Raw genomic sequence first — 19,205 nt, 5'->3', positions numbered from 1 at the left:
CACCTGTGACACCCGTTCCCCCACGCGAGACGAGGACCCATCAGTGAAGGCACTCGCGGCCCGCAGGCACGACCGGCGCGCGCCGGTGGTGCTGCTCCTGCTGGCGCTGCTGCTCGTGGGCGGGCTCTACGCCGCCCTGCAACCCGCTCCGGCAAGCGCAGCACCGCAGGCAGCATCGGCGAACGACGTCACCAACGGCGAGAAGCTGTTCGCAGCCAACTGCGCCACCTGCCACGGCATGGGCGCCACCGGCACGAACGCCGCTCCGTCCCTGGTGGGCGTCGGTGCGGCAGCGGTGGACTTCCAGGTGGGCACCGGCCGCATGCCGCTGGCGATGAGCGGCCCGCAGGCCCAGCGCAAGCCGGTCGTCTTCACCCCGGAGCAGATCTCGCAGCTGGCGGCCTACGTCGCGAGCCTCGGCCCCGGCCCGGCCATCCCGACCGCCGAGCAGGTCGACGCGAGCAAGGGTGACCCCGCGAACGGCATGGCGATCTTCCGCACCAACTGCGCGATGTGCCACAACGCCGTCGGCGCCGGTGGTGCCCTGAGCCAGGGCAAGTTCGCTCCCAACCTGTGGAGCACCAGCAACACCCACCTCTACGAGGCGATGCTGACCGGCCCGCAGTCGATGCCGGTGTTCAACGACGCGAACATCACGTCGCAGGAGAAGCGGGACATCATCGCCTTCATCCGTCAGCAGGGCGGCACGCAGCCGGGTGGCCTGAGCCTCGGCAGCCTCGGCCCCGTGACCGAGGGCCTGTGGGCGTGGGTCGTCGGCATCGGGCTGCTGATCGGCGCGGCCGTCTGGATCGGAGCGAAGTCCTCGTGAGCACCATCGACAGGTACAGCGGCAGCTCCGACGAGCTCTCGGCACCCGAGGAGCTGCCCGACCGGTTCCAGAACCCCGGTCTGCCGCCGCACCGGCCCCGCCGTGGCGACCTCGACCCGCGGGCCAACAAGACGTCCGAGCGCATCGTGCTCGCCCTGTTCGGCCTCTCGACGCTGGGCACCATCGGGTTCCTCGTCGCGTACTTCGCGCTGCCGACCGGGACCGACGCCGGGGGCATCCAGCGGTCGACGATGACGCTCGGTCTCGCGCTCGCCTTCGCGCTGCTCGGCATCGGCACGGCCGCGATCCAGTGGGCGAAGTCGATCATGAACGACCACGAGCGGGTCGAGGAACGACACCGGATGGAGTCGAGCCCGGCCGTGCGCGAGGGTGCGATCGCGAACCTCGAGGCGGGCGCCGCCGACTCCGGGCTGAGCCGGCGAGGCCTGCTCAAGAGCGCGATGATCGGCTCCCTCGCGCTGTTCCCGCTCACCATCGTGGTTCCCCTGATCGGCAACATCGGCGGGAACTGGAACGTCTCGACGTTCAAGCACACGATGTGGAAGAAGGGGCTGCGCCTGACGACCGACCCCTCCGGCCGGCCGATCCGCGCGGCGGACGTCACCATCGGCTCGGTGGTGCACGTCATCCCCGACGGCCTGGACAAGACCGCGAACCCGATGGACGAGAAGGCCAAGGCGATCGTCCTGCTGATCCGGCTGGACCCGCGGGACCTGCACGAGGCCGACGACCGCAAGGGCTGGTCGTACAACGGCATCGTCGCCTACTCCAAGGTGTGCACCCACGTCGGCTGCCCCGTGGCCCTGTACGAGCAGCAGACGCACCACCTCCTGTGCCCGTGCCACCAGTCGACGTTCGACGTGGCCAACGGCGCGAAGGTGGTGTTCGGCCCCGCGAAGCGGCCGTTGCCGCAGCTGCCGATCACGGTGGACAGCGAGGGCTACCTCGTGGCGCAGAGCGACTTCCACGAGCCCATCGGTCCGAGCTTCTGGGAGCGGCTGCGGTGACGACGACCTCCACGACCACATCCCGCCGGACGGCGACCCGCGGCTCGCAGGGTCCCGCCGCGGCCTCCGCCGACTGGCTGGACCAGCGCACCGGCATCGCGGTCGCCGTCAAGGGCCTGGCGCGCAAGATCTTCCCCGACCACTGGTCCTTCATGCTCGGCGAGGTCGCCCTCTACTCCTTCATCACGCTGCTGATCTCGGGCGTGTTCCTCACGATGTTCTTCGTGCCGAGCACCAACGAGGTCACGTACAACGGACCGTGGACGGCTCTGCAGGGCACGCGGATGTCGGAGGCGTACGCCTCGACGCTGCGGCTGTCGTTCGAGGTGCGCGGCGGTCTGCTGATGCGGCAGATCCACCACTGGGCCGCCCTGATCTTCATGGCCGCGATCGTCACGCACATGATGCGCATCTTCTTCACCGGTGCCTTCCGCAAGCCACGTGAGATCAACTGGGTGATCGGTTTCACGCTGCTGGTGCTCGGGATGGCTGCCGGGTTCTCCGGCTACTCCCTGCCGGACGACGTCCTGTCGGGCAACGGCCTGCGCATCGCCCAGGGCATCACCCTGGCGGTACCGATCATCGGTACCTACGCCTCGTACGCCCTGTTCGGCGGCGAGTTCCCGGGGACGGCGCTCATCCCCCGCCTTTTCACCGTGCACGTGCTGCTGATCCCCGGCCTGCTGCTCGCCCTCGTCGGGCTGCACCTCGCGTTCGTGTTCCTGCACAAGCACACGCAGTTCCCCGGCTCCGGCCGGACCAACACCAACGTGGTCGGCTACCCGCTGTTCCCGGTGTACGTCGCCAAGGCCGGCGGCTTCTTCTTCGTCGTCTTCGGCGTGATCGCCCTGCTCGGCGCGACGATGCAGATCAACCCGGTGTGGAACTACGGCTCGTACGACCCGTCACCGGTCTCCGCCGGCGCCCAGCCCGACTGGTACATGCTCTTCCTCGAGGGCGCCCTGCGACTGATGCCCGGCCAGGCCGAGGTGGTGCTCAGCTCCTTCACGGTGCCGCTCAACATCATCATCCCGGCGATGATCCTGCCGGGGATCCTGCTCGGGGCGCTGGCGCTGTACCCGTTCGTCGAGGCGTACGCGAGCGGTGACCACCGCGAGCACCACCTGCTCGACCGGCCCCGCAACGCGACGTTCCGGACCTCGTTCGGCGTCTCGCTGCTGACGGCGTTCTTCGTCCTGGTGCTCGCCGGCTCGAACGACCTGATCGCCACCCAGTTCCACCTGTCGATCAACGACATCACGTGGACCTTCCGCGTCATGCTGTTCGTCGCACCCACGATCGCGTTCCTGGTGACCAAGCGCATCTGCCTCGGCCTGCAGCGCCGGGACCGCGAGCTGGTGCTGCACGGTCACGAGACCGGCCGCATCGTCCGCTTCGCCAGCGGCGAGTACATCGAGGTGCACGCGCCCCTCGACGAGGACGAGCGCTGGCTGCGGGTGCAGCAGGAGCCCGTCCGCCCGCTGCAGATCGCGCCCGCCGAGGACTCGCGCGGTGTGCGCCGCAAGGGGTACGCGGCAGACCGCCGACGGCAGCGCCTGTCGCAGCTGTTCTACGAGGACCGCGTCGAGCCCGTCACCCCCCGCGAGCTGGCCGCGGCCCACGAGCACGGTGCCCATCCGGTGCTGGAACCGGCCGAGGAGGCCGCCCAGATCAGCGCCGGCGTGCACTGACCGGTGTCCCGCGGCACGTTGCTCGACACCGACAGCAGAACCTCGGGCAGGATCACGGTTCCTGCGCGAGAGTGGAACAGGCGCACGGTGGTCGCCGCCCTCGGCGACGCCCGCCGTCGCGCGCACACCCGCGGCACCGACCGCGGTCCGACGCACGGAAGGCACTGATCGATGGCTGACTACACGCTCCCGGACCTCCCCTACGACTACGCGGCCCTCGAGCCGCACATCTCCGGGCGGATCATGGAGCTGCACCACGACAAGCACCACGCCGCCTACGTGACGGGCGCCAACACCGCCCTGGAGAAGCTCGCCGCCGCCCGCGAGTCGGGCGACCTCGCCGCGGTGAACCTGCACGAGAAGAACCTCGCCTTCAACCTCGGCGGGCACGTCAACCACTCGGTGTTCTGGCAGAACCTCTCCCCCGACGGCGGCGACCGCCCCACCGGTGAGCTGGCTGCCGCGATCGACGAGTTCTTCGGCTCTTTCGAGAAGTTCCAGGCGCACTTCGCCGCGAACGCCGTCGGGATCCAGGGCTCCGGCTGGTCGATCCTCGCCTGGGACACCCTCGGCTCGAAGCTCGTGATGTTCCAGCTGTACGACCAGCAGTCGAACTTCCCGCTCGGCGTGATCCCGATCGTGGTGCTCGACATGTGGGAGCACGCCTTCTACCTCGACTACGTCAACGTGAAGGCCGACTATGTCAAGGCATGGTGGAACATCGTCAACTGGACGGACGCCGCGGCACGCCTGGCCCGCGCCCGTGCGACGAGCCTGATCCTGCCCGCCTGACGACGAGCATCGCCCCGCGAGAGCACGCGGGCGCAGGACGACGATCGAGCCCGGTCGGGGCGTACCCGGCCGGGCTCGATCGCTGTCGTCGTCCAGCGGCCCGCTAGGGTCGCGGGGCATGACGCCCGACCTCCCGGCGCACCGGGCCCAGCCCGGCGGTCCCCCTGCGCCCCGGCCCGCTCAGGCGCCGACGGACGATCCCGACGCCGACCGCCGGGCACGCCGGAGCGCGGCACTGGCCGCCCACATCCGGGTGGTGCTCGGCGACGGCCACCATCGACGCGGGCTGGACATCGGCTCGGGGGCCGGCGGAGTCAGTCCCCATCTGGTGGACCTCTTCGACGAGCTGGTTCTCCTCGACGTCGACGAGGACGCCCTGGAGCTGGCCCGCGCCAACGTCTCGGCCGCCGCCAGGGCAGCCGGCTGCAGCACGCACGTCCGCACCGCACGGGTCGACCTGTCCATCGCCGAAGCCGCGCCGCACGCCGCCGTCCTCGGGCCGCTCGACGTCGCCTACAGCGCCATGGCGCTGCACCACGTGCGCGACGTCCCGCGCCTGCTGCGGACCGTCGCCGGTCTGCTACGCCCGGGCGGCAGGTTCGTCGTCGCCGATCTGGAGCCGGATGGCGGTTTCTACCACGCCGACCAGCCGTCGTTCGACGGTCACGACGGGTTCAGCCACGAACAGGTCTCGTCGTGGTGCGGGGCCGCGGGGCTGCACGTCGACCGGCTCGTCACCGCGTACGTCGACCCCAAGCCGGTGGGCGGCACGGTGCGGCACATGTCGATCTTCGTCGCAGCGGCGACGCGACTGCCCGGCTGACCCGGGACCCGGACCCGGACCGCTCAGTGGGCGTGCTGCCCGCGGGAGAACTCGAAGACCCAGCCGACCAGGCCGATCACACCGACGGGGACGGCGATCGCGAGCAGCCACCAGCCCACGGCGAGACCGAGGAACGCCAGCGCGGCCGCAGCGCCGATCACCAGCGGCCACCAGGACCACGGGCTGAAGACGCCCTGGTCGCCGGCGCCCTGCGAGACCTCGCCCAGCTCGTCGTCCTCGGGGCGGGGGTCGATGCGGCGCGACAGCAGGGCGAAGTACGCCCCGATCATCCCGACCAGGCCACCCAGCAGCGGGATCCCGACGGTGCCGACCGCTTCCCCGTGGCTGAAGTAGGCGTAGACCAGCCCGACGGGGACGAAGAAGAGCACACCGAGCGCGAAGAGTCGAGCCTCGAACCTCACCGGTCAGCCTCCGGGTCCTGAAGGTCGTCGATCACCGTGGTGCTGGACTGCTCCGGCTGCGCGGTGCCCTCGGCCATGCGCCGACGAGCGTCGCCCGGGTTGCCCGTCCGTTGCGCCTCCCAGTCGAGCAGACCGGGCTCCGGCTCGACGTGGTCCATCGCGGCGACCTCGGGGTGGTGCAGGTCGAACGCGGGACGCTCCGAGCGGATCCGCGGCAGGGAGACGAAGTTGTGGCGCGGCGGCGGGCAGCTGGTGGCCCACTCGAGCGAGTTGCCGTACCCCCACGGGTCGTCGACGGCGACCTTCGGAGCGTTCCGCCACGTCGTGTAGACGTTGTACAGGAACGGCAGCGTGGAGATCGCGAGGATGGCGGCGCCGATGGTCGACACCTGGTTCATCCACGTGAACCCGTCCGCCGGCGAGTAGTCCGCGTAGCGGCGCGGCATGCCCCGCACACCCAGCCAGTGCTGGATGAGGAACGTCGTGTGGAAGCCGATGAACAGCAGCCAGAAGTGGATCTTGCCCAGCCGCTCGTTCAGCATCTTCCCGGTGAACTTGGGCCACCAGAAGTAGAAGCCGGCGAACATCGCGAACACCACCGTGCCGAACACGACGTAGTGGAAGTGCGCCACGACGAAGTACGTGTCGGACAGGTGGAAGTCCAGCGCCGGGCTGGACAGGATCACGCCCGTCAAACCGCCGAACAGGAAGGTCACCAGGAAGCCGATCGTCCACAGCATCGGCGTCTCGAAGGTGAGCTTGCCGCGCCACATGGTGCCGATCCAGTTGAAGAACTTCACACCGGTGGGCACCGCGATGAGCATCGTCATGAACGAGAAGAACGGCAGCAGCACCGCACCGGTCACGTACATGTGGTGCGCCCACACGGTGACGGACAGCGCCGCGATCGAGATGGTCGCGTAGACCAGGCCCTTGTAGCCGAACACCGGCTTGCGGCTGAACACCGGGAGGATCTCCGTCACGATGCCGAAGAACGGCAGCGCGATGATGTACACCTCCGGGTGCCCGAAGAACCAGAACAGGTGCTGCCACAGGATGGCGCCACCGTTGTCGGGGTTGAACACCTGGGCGCCGAGCCGCCGGTCGGCACCGAGCGCGAACAGGGCCGCGGCCAGGGGCGGGAACGCCATCAGCACCAGCAGCGACGTCACCAGGGTGTTCCAGGTGAAGATCGGCATCCGGAACATCGTCATCCCGGGGGCCCGCATGGTGACGATCGTGGTGATGAAGTTGACGGCACCGAGGATGGTGCCGAAACCGGTCAGCGCCAGTCCGAACACCCACAGGTCGCCACCGACCCCGGGCGAGTACACCTGGTTGGACAGCGGGGCGTAGGCGAACCACCCGAACGAGGCGGCGCCCTGCGGGGTGAGGAAGCCCGCCGCCGCGATCAGGCCGCCGAGCAGGTACAGCCAGTACGCGAACATGTTCAGCCGCGGGAACGCGACGTCCGGGGCGCCGATCTGGAGCGGCATCAGCACGTTCGCAAAACCGGCGAACAACGGCGTCGCGAACAGCAGCAGCATGATCGTGCCGTGCATCGTGAACGCCTGGTTGTACTGCTCCGGCGTGGAGAACACCTGCATCCCGGGCGCGAACAGCTCGCTACGGATCAGCAGCGCCAGGATCCCGCCCACGATGAACCACACGAAGGACGTGATCAGGTACATGTACCCGATCGTCTTGTGGTCCGTGGAGGTGATCACCTTCACGACGGTCCGGCCCAGGGTCTGCCGACGCGGCGCCAGGCCCGGGATCAGCTCGGTCGTCGCCACCATCAGCCTGCACTCCCCACGGTGTTGAGGTCCTGCGCCCGGCTCACGTCGAGCCCGAGCTGACCGGTCTGGCCCTTCGCCTTCAGGTCGGCGATGTGCGCGTCGTACTCGGCGCGTGTCACGACCTTCACGTTGAACAGCATCCGCGAGTGGTACTCACCGCAGAGCTCCGCGCACTTGCCGCGGTACTCGCCCACCGTCTTCGGCGTCACCTCGAACTGGTTGGTCCGTCCGGGGATCACGTCGAGCTTGTACAGGAACGCCGGCACCCAGAACGAGTGGATGACGTCGCGCGAGTTCAGGGTGAACAGCACCTTCTCGTCCACGGGGAGCCAGATCGTCACCGGCTCGTCGAGCGCACCGGGCGCCTGCAGGTCCTGGACCTGCTGGCCGCTGTCGTACACGCCCGCGTCCTGGTAGTTGACGTCCCAGCTCCACTGCTTGCCGATCACCTGGACGTGGACCTTGGCGTCGCCCGTCTTGGTGTTGATCGCCGTCATGTCGCGGTTGGTGTAGTAGAAGAGCACGCCGACCATGACGATCGGCAGGATCACGTACATCACCTCGAGCGGCACGTGGTACCTCAGCTGCACGGGCAGCGTGCTGTCCGCCTTGCGCTTCCGGTACACCGCGACGCACCACAGGATCAGACCCCAGACGAGCAGGCCGACGAGCAGGGCCGCTATCCACGAGCCGCGCCACAGGCTGGCGACACGACCGGTCTGGTCCGTGACCTCGTGCTGGGTGCTGCCGGGCAGCCAGCCTCGGTACACGGTGTCCGAGCAGCCGCTCAGGGCGACCGCTGCCGTGAGCACCAGCCCGGTGCCCACGAGGGCCCTGCGGCGCGTCCGGCGGTGGTTTTCCGGGTGCACGGGCAACCTTCCACTCACGGTCCCGGGTGGGTGCACGGCGCGCGTACGACGGCCACCTGGGACCTTGGTCCTTTCGACGCGTGCAGCGTAGCGCGCGGGCGGGCCCTCGTCGTGCCCGGCGACGCGATATGACGACGCCGTGTCAGCATGATCGACGCGGCTTCGAACCCCGTTACCGTGCACGTCGTGGACGACACGACGTCTCGGGTGGTGCTCGACGCGGGTGGACAGGCGCCGCTGCTGCCGGTCGCGCGCGAGGCCTTCGTCGCCGCGATCGACGAGGGCTGGGCCGACCCGCGGAGGCTGCACGCCGAGGGTCGCCGGGCCCGCCTGCTGCTGGACGGTGCCCGCGAGGCGATCGCGGCCGTGGTCGGCGCCCGGACGGACGAGGTCGCCCTCGCTCCGTCGCACACGGAGGCCCTGCACGCCGCCGTCCGGGACGTCGCACTCGGGCGACGACGGGCCGGACCCCACGTCGTGGCCGGTGCCGTGGAACGTGCCGCGGTCCTCAACGCCGCCGACTTCGTCGCGGCCCGCTCCGGAGGCCGGCGCGTGACGGTGCCCGTCGACCGGTCGGGACGGATCGACGAGGACGCGTTCATCGGCGCCCTGGCCCAGCCCGGCGTCGCGCTGGCGGCGCTCCAGCACGCGAACGGTGAGGTCGGCACCCTGCAGCCGGTGGCCCCGGTGCACGCCGCGGCGCGAGCCGCCCGCGTCCCCCTGCTGGTCGACGCCGGGTCGAGCCTCGGGCACGTCGACCTGGGGCCGCACTGGGACCTGCTGGCCGCCGGGGCGGCCGACTTCGGCGGTCCGGGCGGGATAGGCGTGCTCGTGACCCGCAGCGGCGTCCGTCGCACGCCGGACCGCCCGGAGGACGAGGACCGGTGGTTCCCCGGCGGCGTGAGCGTCCCGGCTGCCCTCGCCGCAGCCGTGGCGCTCCAGGCCGCGGTCGCGGACCGGGACCGGGCTGATGCCGATCGACGCGAGCTGGTGGACGTGATCCGCCACCGCGTCGCGACCCAGGTGCCCGACGTCGAGGTGGTGGGAGAGCCGACGGACCGGCTGCCGCACGTGGTGACCTTCTCGTGCCTCTACCTCGACGGAGAGTCCCTGGTGAGGGAGCTCGACGCGCGCGGCTTCGCCGTCGGCTCGGGATCGGCCTGCACCTCGAGCGCCCTGGAGCCGAGCCACGTGCTCGCCGCCATGGGGGTGCTCACCCACGGGAACGTGCGCATCGCCCTGCCTCGCGGCACCACACGCCACGACGTCGAACGGTTCTGCGACGTCGTCCCCGAGGTCGTGGGGCAGCTGCGCGACCGCGCCGGCGTGGTGGGACTGTGACCGAGGCTGCCGAGACCGGTGAGGTCGTCGACGCCCGCGGGCTGGTGTGTCCCGCGCCGATCGTGCGGCTCGCCCGCGTCGCACGCGTTGCTGCCGCCGGCACGCTGGTGACGGTGCTGGCGACCGATCCCGCGGCCGAGGTGGACGTCCCCGCCTGGGCACGGATGCGAGGGCACGCGGTGGTGCGCTCCGAGCGCACGGACGACGGTGTGCTCGCCGTCACGGTCCGGATCGGTGGCCGGTGACCGGCGGCCCACTGGCCTGAGACCGCACGCAGACGGGCCCGGCACTGCGAGGTGCCGGGCCCGTCGAGCCGCTGGTGCGCGGGTCAGCTGAAGGAGCCGCCGCACGCGCAGGAGCTGCCGGCGTTCGGGTTGTCGATCGTGAAGCCCTGCTTCTCGATCGTGTCCGCGAAGTCGATCGTCGCGCCCTCGAGGTACGGCACGCTCATGCGGTCGACGACCACCTCGACACCGCCGAAGTCCTTGACGGCGTCGCCGTCGAGGATCCGCTCGTCGAAGTAGAGCTGGTAGATCAGGCCCGAGCAGCCACCGGGCTGCACGGCCACGCGCAGCCGGAGGTCGTCGCGACCCTCCTGCTCCAGCAGGCTGTGCACCTTGGCGGCAGCCACGTCGGTCAGCTGGACGCCGTGCGTCGCGGTCTGGGTTGTCTCGGTCATGCTGTCTCCCGAAAGGGTGCGTGCTCGGCGCGGCCGGTCTCGGCCTCGACCTTCCGCGCAACACCGGGCTGCGCGCTGATGTTCCCCGTCAGCGTACGACGCCCTCCGCGGCGCGGCGCACCGGCCCACCGCAGCACGTCAGCGTGGCGTCGGCGACCACGTCCGCGCCACCCTCACCGTGCGCGCCGCCAAGGTGGCGGCCGGATCGGCGAGCGCCCGCTCGACCTCCGCCGGGGCGCCGGCGACCGCGTAGGCGGCGGCCACACCGGCCTCGGCGAGCTCGTGCCGGCCGACCAGCACCTCGCCGGCGACGACGACCACCGGGACCGCGAAGGGCACCGCCCGGGCTGCCACCTCGGACACCACCTTGCCGTGCAACGACTGCCAGTCGAAGCGGCCCTCGCCCGTGACGACGACGTCCGCCTCCGCGATCCGGCCCGCGAGGCCGACCTGGTCGGCGACCAGAGCCGCACCGGGCACCAGTCGCGCTCCGAGCGCAGCAAGACCGAACCCCAGACCACCAGCCGCCCCGGCACCCGGAACCGCCGCGAGGCGCGCCGACCCCGGAGCGCCGGACAGCAGGTCGGGGCGCTCGTCGCGCCGCAGAGCCTCGCCGACCAGCCGGGACAGGTGCGCCAGCGCGGCCTCGAGCTGCTGCGCCTGCTGCACCGACGCCCCCTTCTGCGCAGCGAAGCCGGCGCTCGCGCCCTGCAGACCGAGGAGGGGCACGTCGACGTCGCACGCGGCGACCAGCTCGACGTCCGCCCACTCGCGGCGCAGCTCGGGCAGCCCGGCGACGTCCTCGGCGAGAAGCCCGGCCAGCGCCGCACCGCCCGAGCCGAGCCGGCCGGCCGCGTCCGGCAGCCCGAGGCCGACGAGCATCCCGGCTCCGCCGTCGTTGGTGGAGGACCCACCCAGACCCACCACCACCCGTGCCGCGCCGGTCGCACGGGCGTGCGTCAGGAGCTCCCCGACCCCTCGGGTGGTCGTCCGGCCGGGATCGCGCTGGTCCGACGGAACCAGCGGCAGGCCGATCACCTGGGCCGTCTCGACGTAGGCGGTGCTGGGCGCATCGTCGTGCGCCGGCACGAGCAGCACGACCGCGGGCACCGGAGCTCCCAACGGCCCTGTGACCGTGACCGGGATCAGCCGGCCCCCGAGCGAGCCGTGGATCGTCTCGACGAAGCCGGGACCGCCGTCGGCCAGCGGGCAGGTGGAGACCTCGTCGTGCGGGGCCCCCGTCGACCACCCCGTCCGCAGAGCCCCCGCCGCCTCCCGGGCCGTCAGGGAGGACCCGAAGCTGTCAGGAGCGAGCAGCACGCGCACGCCGCGATGGTGGCACGTCGGCAACCGGACCTGCTCGAGGGGCCGCCCGGCGGTATGGGAAGATCGGCCGATGAGCCTGGTCACGCCCGAGCGTGGTGCGTTCGTCGAGCCCGTGCCGTCCGCTCTCCTGCTCCTCGGCCGCGGCTCGGACCTGCAGTCCGAGCGCGGGGTCGAGTGCGTCGGCGCGCTGCCGGCCGCGAGCGACCCCGACCTCGTCGAACGGGCGCGCGCGGCCCGCGCGCAGCTCGGGGACCGCGCCTTCGTCCTCGGCCACCACTACCAGCGCGACGAGGTCATCGCGTTCGCCGATGTGACGGGCGACTCGTTCAAGCTCGCTCGTGAGGCGGCCGCCCGGCCGGACGCGGAGTTCATCGTCTTCTGCGGCGTGCACTTCATGGCGGAGTCGGCCGACATCCTGACCGCCGACCACCAGCAGGTGGTGCTGCCCGACCTCGCCGCCGGGTGCTCGATGGCCGACATGGCCGCCATCGACCAGGTGGAGGACGCCTGGGACGTGCTGGCCGACGCCGGTGTCGCCGAGTCCACGGTGCCGGTGACCTACATGAACTCCACCGCGGCGATCAAGGCCTTCACGGGTCGGCACGGCGGCACGGTCTGCACGTCGTCCAACGCGCACGTCGCCCTGCGGTGGGCGTTCGACCGGGTCGGTGGCGTGGACGGCACCGGCAAGGTGCTGTTCATGCCGGACCAGCACCTCGGCCGCAACACCGCCGTGCGGCAGCTGGGTCTCAGCCTGGACGACTGCGTCGTGTTCGACCCCCGCAAGCCGGGCGGCGGCCTGACCCCGCAGCAGCTGCGCGACGCCCGGATGATCCTCTGGCGGGGGCACTGCTCCGTGCACGGGCGCTTCTCGGCGCAGAACGTCTCGGCGGTCCGCGCGGCCGACCCGGCGACGACGGTGATCGTGCACCCGGAGTGCAAGCACGAGGTGGCGGAGGCGGCCGACATGGTCGGCTCGACCGAGTACATCATCAAGGCGCTCGACGCGGCCGCCCCGGGAACCTCGTGGGCGATCGGCACCGAGCTGAACCTGGTCCGGCGCCTCGCGCTGGCTCACCCGGACAAGACCGTGCACTACCTCGACTCGACCGTCTGCTTCTGCTCGACCATGAACCGCATCGACCTCCCGCACCTCACCTGGGCGCTCGAGTCGCTGGCGGCAGGTCGGGTGCCGCACCGGATCGTGGTCGACCCGGACGACGCGCACTGGGCCCGTGTCGCCCTCGACCAGATGCTGGCCCTGCCGGGCTACTGACGGAGGTCGACGTGGGCACCGGGCACCCGCTGCGGATCGGGCTGTTCGTCTTCGACGGTGCGGAGGAGCTCGACGTCGTCGGCCCCTTCGAGGTGCTGGCGTGGTGGGCGGCGCACTCGGAGCTGCACCCCGAGGTCGTCACGTTCTCCCTCGACGGGGCGGGGGTGCGCTGCGCGCACGGTCTGTCGCTCGTCCCCGACCTGCCCGCCGGTGAGCTCGGTCCCCTGCACGTCCTCGTCTACCCCGGGGGCCGCGGCACCCGTGCCCTCGCGGCGAGCCCGGAGCACCTCGCGTGGGTGCGGCAGATGCGCGCGACGACGCCGCTGATGGCGAGCGTGTGCACCGGGGCGCTGGTCCTCGCGGCAGCCGGCCTCCTGGCGGGCCGGCCCGCCACGACGTACTGGGACGCCTTCGACGAGCTGGCCGGCCTCGACCCCAGCGTGCTCGCCGACACCGAGGCGAGGTTCGTCGACGACGGCGACGTCGTCACCTCGGCCGGGGTCTCGGCCGGCATCGACATGGCGCTCCACCTCGTCGCGCGGCTCGAGTCGCCGCAGATGGCCCGACGGGTCCGTCGCGGCATCCAGTACGACCCGCACCCGCCCGTCTGAGACCCGCGTCTTCGAGCTCCGCGTCCGCGGCCGTCAGTGACAGGTCACCGTCCGGCGAGCCGCTCCAGCAGCAGCACCTCGGCCAGCACCGCGCGCTCCAGCTCCCCCAGGTGCACGGACTCGTCGGGCCCGTGCGCCCGGCTGTCCGGGTCCTCCACCCCCGTGACCAGGATCGCCGCGTCGGGGAACACCTCGAGCAGCTCGGCGATGAACGGGATCGAGCCGCCGATCCCGATGTCGGCCGGCTCGGTCCCCCACGCCTCGGCCAGCGCCCACCGTGCCGTCCGCATGGCGTCGGAGTCCGTCGGCGCCTGGAAGGGGCGGCCCCGGTCCACCCTCGTGAAGGACACGGGTGCGCCGAACGGTGCGTGCTCGTGCACGTGCCGCTCCAGCGCCGACAACGCCTCGTCCGGGTCCTGGCCCGGTGCGAGCCGCAGCGACAGCAGCGCGGAGGCGCGAGGGGTGATGGTGTTCGAGGCGGTGGCGACCCGGGGCGCGTCGAGACCGATGACGGCCAGTGCCGGCCGCGTCCACATGCGCGCCGTCAGCGGTCCGCTGCCCGCGAGCCTGACGCCGTCGAGCACGCCCGCGTCGGCGCGGAAGGAGGCCTCGTCGTCGTCGACCGCCGGGTCCGGCGCGCGCACCAGCCCCTGGACCGCGACCTCGCCCGCGTCGTCGTGCAGTGTCGCGATGAGCCGAGCCAGCAGGGTCGCCGCGTCGAGGATCGGTCCCCCGTACATGCCGGAGTGCACCGGGTGGTCCAGCACGGACACCTCGACGACGGCCGACGCGAGACCCCGGAGCGAGGTCGTCAGTCCCGGTACACCGACCTTCCAGTTCGAGGAGTCGGCGACGACGATCACGTCGGCGGCCAGCGCGTGCTCATGCGTGCGAAGGAACTCGAGGAACGTCGGCGAGCCGACCTCCTCCTCCCCCTCGACGAACACCGTCACGCCCACCCCGAGCTCGCCGGCGAGTGCGCGCAAGGCGCCCACGTGCGCGACGACGCCGGCCTTGTCGTCCGCGGCTCCGCGACCGAACAGCCGCTCGCCGCGTACCGTCGGCTCGAACGGTGCCGTCCGCCACTCGGCGACGTCACCGACGGGCTGCACGTCGTGGTGCGCGTACAGCAGCACCGTGGGCGCGCCCGCCGGAGCGGGGTGGTGACCCACCACGGCCGGAGCGCCACCCGGCACGCGCAGCACCGTCGCGTCCTCCAGCCCGGCGCCCCGCAGCAGCGCGGCGACGGCCTCGGCGCTCTGCTCGACGAAGGCCTGGTCGAACTCCCGGTTGGAGACGCTGGGGATGCGGACCAACGCCTCCAGGTCGCTCCGCAGCCCACCGAACAGGTCGTGCACCCGCGCCCGCAGCGCGGCGACACGCTCCGCGGAGGGCAGGTGCTCCGCCCTCGTCGAGGAGTCTGCGGAGGGTGCGGGAGGCACGTCGGAGGTCACGAGCCGCCACCGTACTCGACTACCCTTGCGGGGTGATCGGACGCAGCAAGGACCAGCGCGACGCCGAACCGGCAGCAACGCGCGCGCCCTCCGCCACGGACCCGGGTGTGGCCGGCGGCAAGGGTCGGCCGACGCCGTCCCGCAAGGAGGCCGAGGCGGCCAACAAGCGCCCGCTCGTGCCGACCGATCGCAAGGCCGCCGCCAAGGACGCCCGGACCAAGGCACGCATCCAGCGGGACCTCGAGTACAAGGCCATGCAGACGGGCGACGAGCGCCACCTGCCGCCTCGGGACCGCGGGCCGGTCCGCCGCTACACGCGCGACCACGTCGACGCCCGGTGGAGCCTCGGCGAGTTCTTCATGCCGGTCGCGGCTGCGTTCCTGGTGCTCGCCGCCGTGGGTGCGCGGATCAACGCCGCGTTCTTCACGATCGTGACGCTCGCGCTCTACGTGTACGTCATCGCCGCCTTCATCGACGGCTACGTCCTGTGGCGCGGCCTGCGCAAGAAACTGGTCGCCAAGTTCGGCGTGGCCGCGATCCCGAAGGGGCTGGCGATGTACGCCGCACTGCGGGCCTTCCAGCTGCGCCCCACCCGCCTGCCGAAGGCCCTGGTCAAGCACGGGCAGTACCCCGCCTGACGCGGGCGCTCCGTCCCGACGCCGCACCGCGTCGGGCGACGGCCGTCAGACGGCCGGCAGCGGGACGTCGGGGGGTACCGGCTCACCCTCGTGCAGCAGTCGCGCCGTCCGGGCACCCTGCGCCGACAGGCCGCGCCAGTGCTCACCGAGCCACGTCTCGGCGTCGAACCGCGCCGTGAAGACGGGGCTCGAGGGCCGGTCCAGCTCCACGCCTGTGTCGTCGAGCAGCCGCCACTGCCACCGCGGTCGCACGGATCAGACCTCCGTCCGTGACCGGCTGGCGTCGGCGCCGAGCGCCCGCGAGATGCGCGCCGCGAAGAACGGACCGCGGTAGATCAGGCCGGTGTAGGCCTGCACCAGCGTGGCGCCCACCGCGAGGTACTCCCGCGCGTCGGCCGGGGTGCTGATGCCACCGACCCCGATGATCACCGCCTCCGGCCCGAGACGGTCGCGCAACCGTGCGACGACGTCGAGCCCACGGCTGAGCAGCGGCGGTCCGGACAGCCCACCGGGTCCGAGGTCGTGCGCGATGGTGGTGTTGACGGCCACCACGCCGTCGAGCCCCAGCTCCGCGACGAGCTCCGCCACGGCGTCCACGTCGTCGTCCGACAGGTCGGGCGCGATCTTCACCAGCAGCGGGCACGGTCCCCGACCCGCCCGCACGGTCGCCTCGTCCGCGGCGACCCGGGTCGCCTCGAGCACCGGTCGCAGCGCGTCGACGGCCTGCAGGTCCCGCAAGCCGGGCGTGTTCGGCGACGAGACGTTGACCACCAGGTAGTCGGCGTACGGCGCCAGCCGGCCGGCGCTGGTCGCGTAGTCGGTCGCCGCGTGCTCGACGGGGGTCACGCGTGACTTGCCGATGTTGACTCCGACGACCGCGGCCCGGCCGCGACGGGTCGCACGCAGCCGGCGCAGGCGCTCGGCCACCACCGCCGACCCCTCGTTGTTGAACCCCATCCGGTTCCGCAGCGCCTGCTGGTCGAGCACGCGCCAGAGCCGGGGCGGCTCGTTGCCCGGCTGCGGCTGCGCGGTCACGGTGCCGACCTCCACGAACCCGAAGCCGAGCATCGTCATGCCGAGGACGCCGTGCCCGTCCTTGTCGAAGCCCGCGGCCAGCCCCAGCCGAGACGGCCACCGCCGACCCCACAGGGTCAGCGCGCCGGCCGGCGGTCCGCCCAGCACCCGGCCGACCAGCCACCGCAGGCCAGGCACGTCGGAGACGCCACGGATCAGCGCGAAGCTCCAGGCGTGCGCCTGTTCGGGATCCAGCCGCCGCAGGACGAGGTCGAAGAGCAGCCGGTACACGGCCCCAACCTATCGGCCGTCGGCACGACCCGTGCGCACCAGCCAGAGCACGCCGAGGAAGGGCAGCAGCAACGGGACGTAGCCGTAGCCCTGCCCGTACGCGGACCAGACGGTCGCATCAGGGAACTCCTGGCGCGCGACGAGCGAGACGGTGCCGACCACGAGCACGCCGGTCAGCTCGGTCAGCACGGCGGCCCAGGCGAGCCGCCGCCGCGACGTGGCCAGCGCCACGGTCGCGACGATGTAGACGAGCGCCGCGAACAGGGACAGCAGGTAGGCCACCGGCGCCTGCGACAGCTTGGTGGCCACCTGGAACACAGCGCGTGCCGTGGCGGACAGCGCGAGCACGCCGTACACGGCCACCAGGGCCCGGCCCGGTCCGGTGGAGGTCCGCCTCATGCGACGCTCCAGATCTGCCACTGCCGCCACTCCATCACGCCGACGGTCACCGCTGCCGCGAGCAGCACCACGGAGCTCCACCGGGTCCGCTCGGCGAACGCCCAGGTGGCCGCCAGGGGCAGGACGAACAGCTGCACGGCCACGTAGGTCCAGAACAACCCCGGCGAGACATGGGCCGCGACCCCGGACCAACGAGCGCCCGCGATCGCGGCCTGCACCAGGAGCACCAGCTCGACCGTGGCGGCCGCGAGCAGCTGCCGGGCCACCACCGGCCTGTCGCGGACCGTGTACCAGCCCGCCCACGAGGCCAGGAGCAGGCACAGCGCGCCCAGCAGGACGACCAGAGGGATGCTCACGGCGGCTCACGGTACCCGTCCTCAGGACGGGGACCGCCGCGACGCCCGCACTAGCATGCGGGGGTGATCTCGCTGACCGGCAAGGACCCCGCACGCCTGTCCGTCGACGCCCTGGTGGTCGCCACCGCGGAGCGCGACGGCGCTCCCCAGCTGATCGGAGCCGACTGGCTGCCCGAGCAGCTGCGCGCCGCGCTGTCGTCGGACGCCCGGGCGCTCGGCATCACGGGTGCGACGGGTGAGGTGCGGCGCGTCCCGGCGACGGGGCTGTCGGCTCGCGTGCTCGTCCTGACCGGGACCGGCACGGCAGCTCCGGACGCCGAGGCCCTGCGCCGCGCGGCCGGGGCAGCGACCCGCGAGCTCGCCGGAGTCGGCTCGGTTGCGCTGGCGCTGCCCGCGGACGACGTCGCAGGGGTCGCCGCGGTCGCCGAGGGTGCGCTGCTCGGCGCCTACACCTTCACCCGCTACCGGGGCACAGCCACCTCGGCGTCCGCCGCGTCGCCCGTCGCCGAGATCCAGCTGGTCACCGGGCTGGCGAAGGACAAGGCGGCTGCGGCCGCGCTGGACCGTGCGCAGGTGCTCGCGGCCGCCGTCCACGCCGCGCGCGACCTCGTCAACATGCCGCCGAACGAGCTCTACCCCGCGGCGCTCGCCGATGCGGCCCGCACCGCGGCGCGGGAGGTCAAGGGCGTCAAGGTGACGGTCCTGGACGAGAAGGCCCTGGCCGCCGGTGGCTTCGGCGGGATCCTGGGCGTCGGTCAGGGATCGGTGCGACCGCCCCGTCTGGTGAAGGTCACCTACGCACCGTCCCGGGCGCGCGGCCACGTGGCGCTGGTCGGCAAGGGCATCACGTTCGACTCCGGCGGGCTGTCGATCAAGACGGCGGAGGGCATGGTCGGCATGAAGTCCGACATGGCCGGAGCGGCCGCCGTGCTGCACACGGTGCTGGCGTCCGCGCGGCTCGGGCTGCCGGTCGCGGTGACGGGTTGGCTCGCGATCGCCGAGAACATGCCCTCCGGGACCGCGCAGCGGCCCTCGGACGTGCTGACGATGCGTGGCGGCACCACCGTCGAGGTGCTCAACACCGACGCCGAGGGCCGGCTGGTGATGGCCGACGCGCTGGTGGCGGCCGTCGAGGAGAAGCCGGACGTCGTGCTCGACATCGCCACGCTCACCGGTGCCCAGGTGGTCGCGCTCGGCGACCGGGTGTCGGCGGTGATGGGCTCCGACGAGGTCCGTGGCGAGGTCGTGGCGGCCGCGGACCGGTCCGGCGAGCCGTTCTGGCCGATGCCGCTGCCCGGCGAGCTCCGCGCAGGCCTGAAGTCGCAGGTCGCCGACCTGTCCAACATCGGCGAGCGGTTCGGCGGCATGCTGACGGCGGGGATCTTCCTGCGAGAGTTCGTCGGGAGCACCCCGTGGGCCCACCTCGACGTGGCTGGCCCCGCCTTCAACTCCCGCGAACCGCACGGCTACACACCGCTCGGCGGGACGGGCGCCGGGATCCGGACGCTGCTCGCGCTGATCGAGGCGCGCGCCGGCCGGTGAGGTCCGGGCGGCACGCGGACGGCGG

The 19,205-nt window shown here is 72.2% G+C and carries 21 protein-coding genes; 11 read left to right on the top strand and 10 right to left on the bottom strand.

The window, feature by feature from the left end; all coding sequences use genetic code 11:
• Positions 1-43: 43 nt before the first annotated feature.
• The 5 genes from qcrC to QMF98_RS07250 all read left to right on the top strand — a co-directional run bounded on the left by qcrC (position 44) and on the right by QMF98_RS07250 (position 5,163).
• A complete protein-coding gene (gene qcrC / locus QMF98_RS07270) occupies positions 44-829 on the top strand; it encodes a cytochrome bc1 complex diheme cytochrome c subunit (RefSeq protein WP_337975323.1) in 786 nt (261 codons plus the stop codon).
• Between the two features lie 5 nt (positions 830-834).
• Positions 835-1,857, top strand: a complete 1,023-nt coding sequence (gene qcrA / locus QMF98_RS07265; protein ID WP_337975568.1) for a cytochrome bc1 complex Rieske iron-sulfur subunit — start codon at positions 835-837, stop codon at positions 1,855-1,857.
• A complete protein-coding gene (gene qcrB, locus QMF98_RS07260) occupies positions 1,854-3,548 on the top strand; it encodes a cytochrome bc1 complex cytochrome b subunit (protein ID WP_337975322.1) in 1,695 nt (564 codons plus the stop codon). The genes qcrA and qcrB overlap by 4 nt, the downstream gene beginning before the upstream one ends.
• A 171-nt stretch (positions 3,549-3,719) precedes the next feature.
• Entirely contained in the window at positions 3,720-4,340 is a 621-nt protein-coding gene (locus QMF98_RS07255; RefSeq protein WP_291762501.1) for a superoxide dismutase, read from the top strand.
• A gap of 118 nt (positions 4,341-4,458) precedes the next feature.
• Positions 4,459-5,163: a class I SAM-dependent methyltransferase gene (locus QMF98_RS07250; RefSeq protein ID WP_337975321.1), complete on the top strand. Its 705-nt coding sequence runs from the start codon at positions 4,459-4,461 to the stop codon at positions 5,161-5,163.
• Positions 5,164-5,186: 23 nt separating this feature from the next.
• Here the strand turns inward: QMF98_RS07250 and QMF98_RS07245 are convergent, their stop codons facing one another.
• Genes QMF98_RS07245 through ctaC form a run of 3 tightly spaced genes read right to left on the bottom strand, consistent with a single transcriptional unit; the run spans position 5,187 to position 8,211 of the window.
• Entirely contained in the window at positions 5,187-5,585 is a 399-nt protein-coding gene (locus QMF98_RS07245) for a cytochrome c oxidase subunit 4 (RefSeq protein WP_337975320.1), read from the bottom strand.
• On the bottom strand, positions 5,582-7,384 hold the full coding sequence (gene ctaD / locus QMF98_RS07240; RefSeq protein WP_337975319.1) for an aa3-type cytochrome oxidase subunit I: 1,803 nt from the start codon (positions 7,382-7,384) through the stop codon (positions 5,582-5,584). The genes QMF98_RS07245 and ctaD overlap by 4 nt, the downstream gene beginning before the upstream one ends.
• Positions 7,384-8,211, bottom strand: a complete 828-nt coding sequence (ctaC, locus tag QMF98_RS07235) for an aa3-type cytochrome oxidase subunit II (RefSeq protein WP_337975318.1) — start codon at positions 8,209-8,211, stop codon at positions 7,384-7,386. The genes ctaD and ctaC overlap by 1 nt, the downstream gene beginning before the upstream one ends.
• Positions 8,212-8,439: 228 nt before the next feature.
• Between ctaC and QMF98_RS07230 the strand changes: the two genes are divergently transcribed.
• Positions 8,440-9,594, top strand: a complete 1,155-nt coding sequence (locus tag QMF98_RS07230; RefSeq protein WP_337975317.1) for a cysteine desulfurase family protein — start codon at positions 8,440-8,442, stop codon at positions 9,592-9,594.
• Positions 9,591-9,839 carry a sulfurtransferase TusA family protein gene (locus QMF98_RS07225; RefSeq protein ID WP_337975316.1) on the top strand — a complete coding sequence of 83 codons (249 nt, stop codon included), beginning with the start codon at positions 9,591-9,593 and terminating at the stop codon, positions 9,837-9,839. Before QMF98_RS07230 ends, QMF98_RS07225 begins: the two co-directional genes overlap by 4 nt.
• Before the next feature lie 83 nt (positions 9,840-9,922).
• Here the strand turns inward: QMF98_RS07225 and erpA are convergent, their stop codons facing one another.
• Together erpA and QMF98_RS07215 are read right to left on the bottom strand one after the other, a co-directional pair.
• Complete coding sequence (gene erpA, locus QMF98_RS07220; RefSeq protein ID WP_291762482.1) at positions 9,923-10,273, bottom strand: iron-sulfur cluster insertion protein ErpA; 351 nt, start codon at positions 10,271-10,273, stop codon at positions 9,923-9,925.
• Between the two features lie 138 nt (positions 10,274-10,411).
• Positions 10,412-11,599: a glycerate kinase family protein gene (locus tag QMF98_RS07215; protein ID WP_337975315.1), complete on the bottom strand. Its 1,188-nt coding sequence runs from the start codon at positions 11,597-11,599 to the stop codon at positions 10,412-10,414.
• 70 nt (positions 11,600-11,669) lie between these two features.
• Between QMF98_RS07215 and nadA the strand changes: the two genes are divergently transcribed.
• Positions 11,670-12,875: a quinolinate synthase NadA gene (gene nadA, locus QMF98_RS07210; RefSeq protein WP_337975314.1), complete on the top strand. Its 1,206-nt coding sequence runs from the start codon at positions 11,670-11,672 to the stop codon at positions 12,873-12,875.
• 11 nt (positions 12,876-12,886) lie between these two features.
• Positions 12,887-13,486 (top strand): DJ-1/PfpI family protein, encoded by a 600-nt coding sequence (locus QMF98_RS07205; RefSeq protein WP_337975313.1) that lies wholly within the window; start codon positions 12,887-12,889, stop codon positions 13,484-13,486.
• Positions 13,487-13,530: 44 nt separating this feature from the next.
• Here the strand turns inward: QMF98_RS07205 and QMF98_RS07200 are convergent, their stop codons facing one another.
• Positions 13,531-14,883: a dipeptidase gene (locus QMF98_RS07200; protein ID WP_337975567.1), complete on the bottom strand. Its 1,353-nt coding sequence runs from the start codon at positions 14,881-14,883 to the stop codon at positions 13,531-13,533.
• Between the two features lie 89 nt (positions 14,884-14,972).
• Here QMF98_RS07200 and QMF98_RS07195 point away from each other — a divergent pair, with 89 nt between their 5' ends.
• Positions 14,973-15,578: a DUF3043 domain-containing protein gene (locus QMF98_RS07195; RefSeq protein WP_337975312.1), complete on the top strand. Its 606-nt coding sequence runs from the start codon at positions 14,973-14,975 to the stop codon at positions 15,576-15,578.
• A gap of 45 nt (positions 15,579-15,623) precedes the next feature.
• Here QMF98_RS07195 and QMF98_RS07190 read toward each other — a convergent pair whose 3' ends face one another.
• From QMF98_RS07190 to QMF98_RS07175, 4 genes are read right to left on the bottom strand one after another with little or no spacing between them, the layout of a single operon-like run.
• Positions 15,624-15,830 (bottom strand): hypothetical protein, encoded by a 207-nt coding sequence (locus tag QMF98_RS07190; protein ID WP_291762466.1) that lies wholly within the window; start codon positions 15,828-15,830, stop codon positions 15,624-15,626.
• A gap of 3 nt (positions 15,831-15,833) precedes the next feature.
• Positions 15,834-16,883 (bottom strand): quinone-dependent dihydroorotate dehydrogenase, encoded by a 1,050-nt coding sequence (locus tag QMF98_RS07185; RefSeq protein ID WP_337975311.1) that lies wholly within the window; start codon positions 16,881-16,883, stop codon positions 15,834-15,836.
• Between the two features lie 9 nt (positions 16,884-16,892).
• The gene (locus tag QMF98_RS07180; RefSeq protein WP_337975310.1) at positions 16,893-17,282 is read right to left on the bottom strand and encodes a hypothetical protein; all 390 of its coding nucleotides are present in this window, start codon (positions 17,280-17,282) and stop codon (positions 16,893-16,895) included.
• Positions 17,279-17,638 carry a hypothetical protein gene (locus QMF98_RS07175; protein WP_337975309.1) on the bottom strand — a complete coding sequence of 120 codons (360 nt, stop codon included), beginning with the start codon at positions 17,636-17,638 and terminating at the stop codon, positions 17,279-17,281. Before QMF98_RS07175 ends, QMF98_RS07180 begins: the two co-directional genes overlap by 4 nt.
• 63 nt (positions 17,639-17,701) lie before the next feature.
• On the opposite strand from QMF98_RS07175, the gene QMF98_RS07170 reads away from it, so the two are divergent.
• Positions 17,702-19,180: a leucyl aminopeptidase gene (locus QMF98_RS07170; RefSeq protein ID WP_337975308.1), complete on the top strand. Its 1,479-nt coding sequence runs from the start codon at positions 17,702-17,704 to the stop codon at positions 19,178-19,180.
• Positions 19,181-19,205 lie beyond the last annotated feature (25 nt).

Source organism: Cellulomonas sp. NTE-D12 (genome assembly GCF_027923705.1).
Taxonomy (GTDB): Bacteria; Actinomycetota; Actinomycetes; order Actinomycetales; family Cellulomonadaceae; genus Cellulomonas.
Note: the sequence above shows the minus strand (reverse complement) of the source record. Positions and strands in the feature narration are given on the sequence as shown.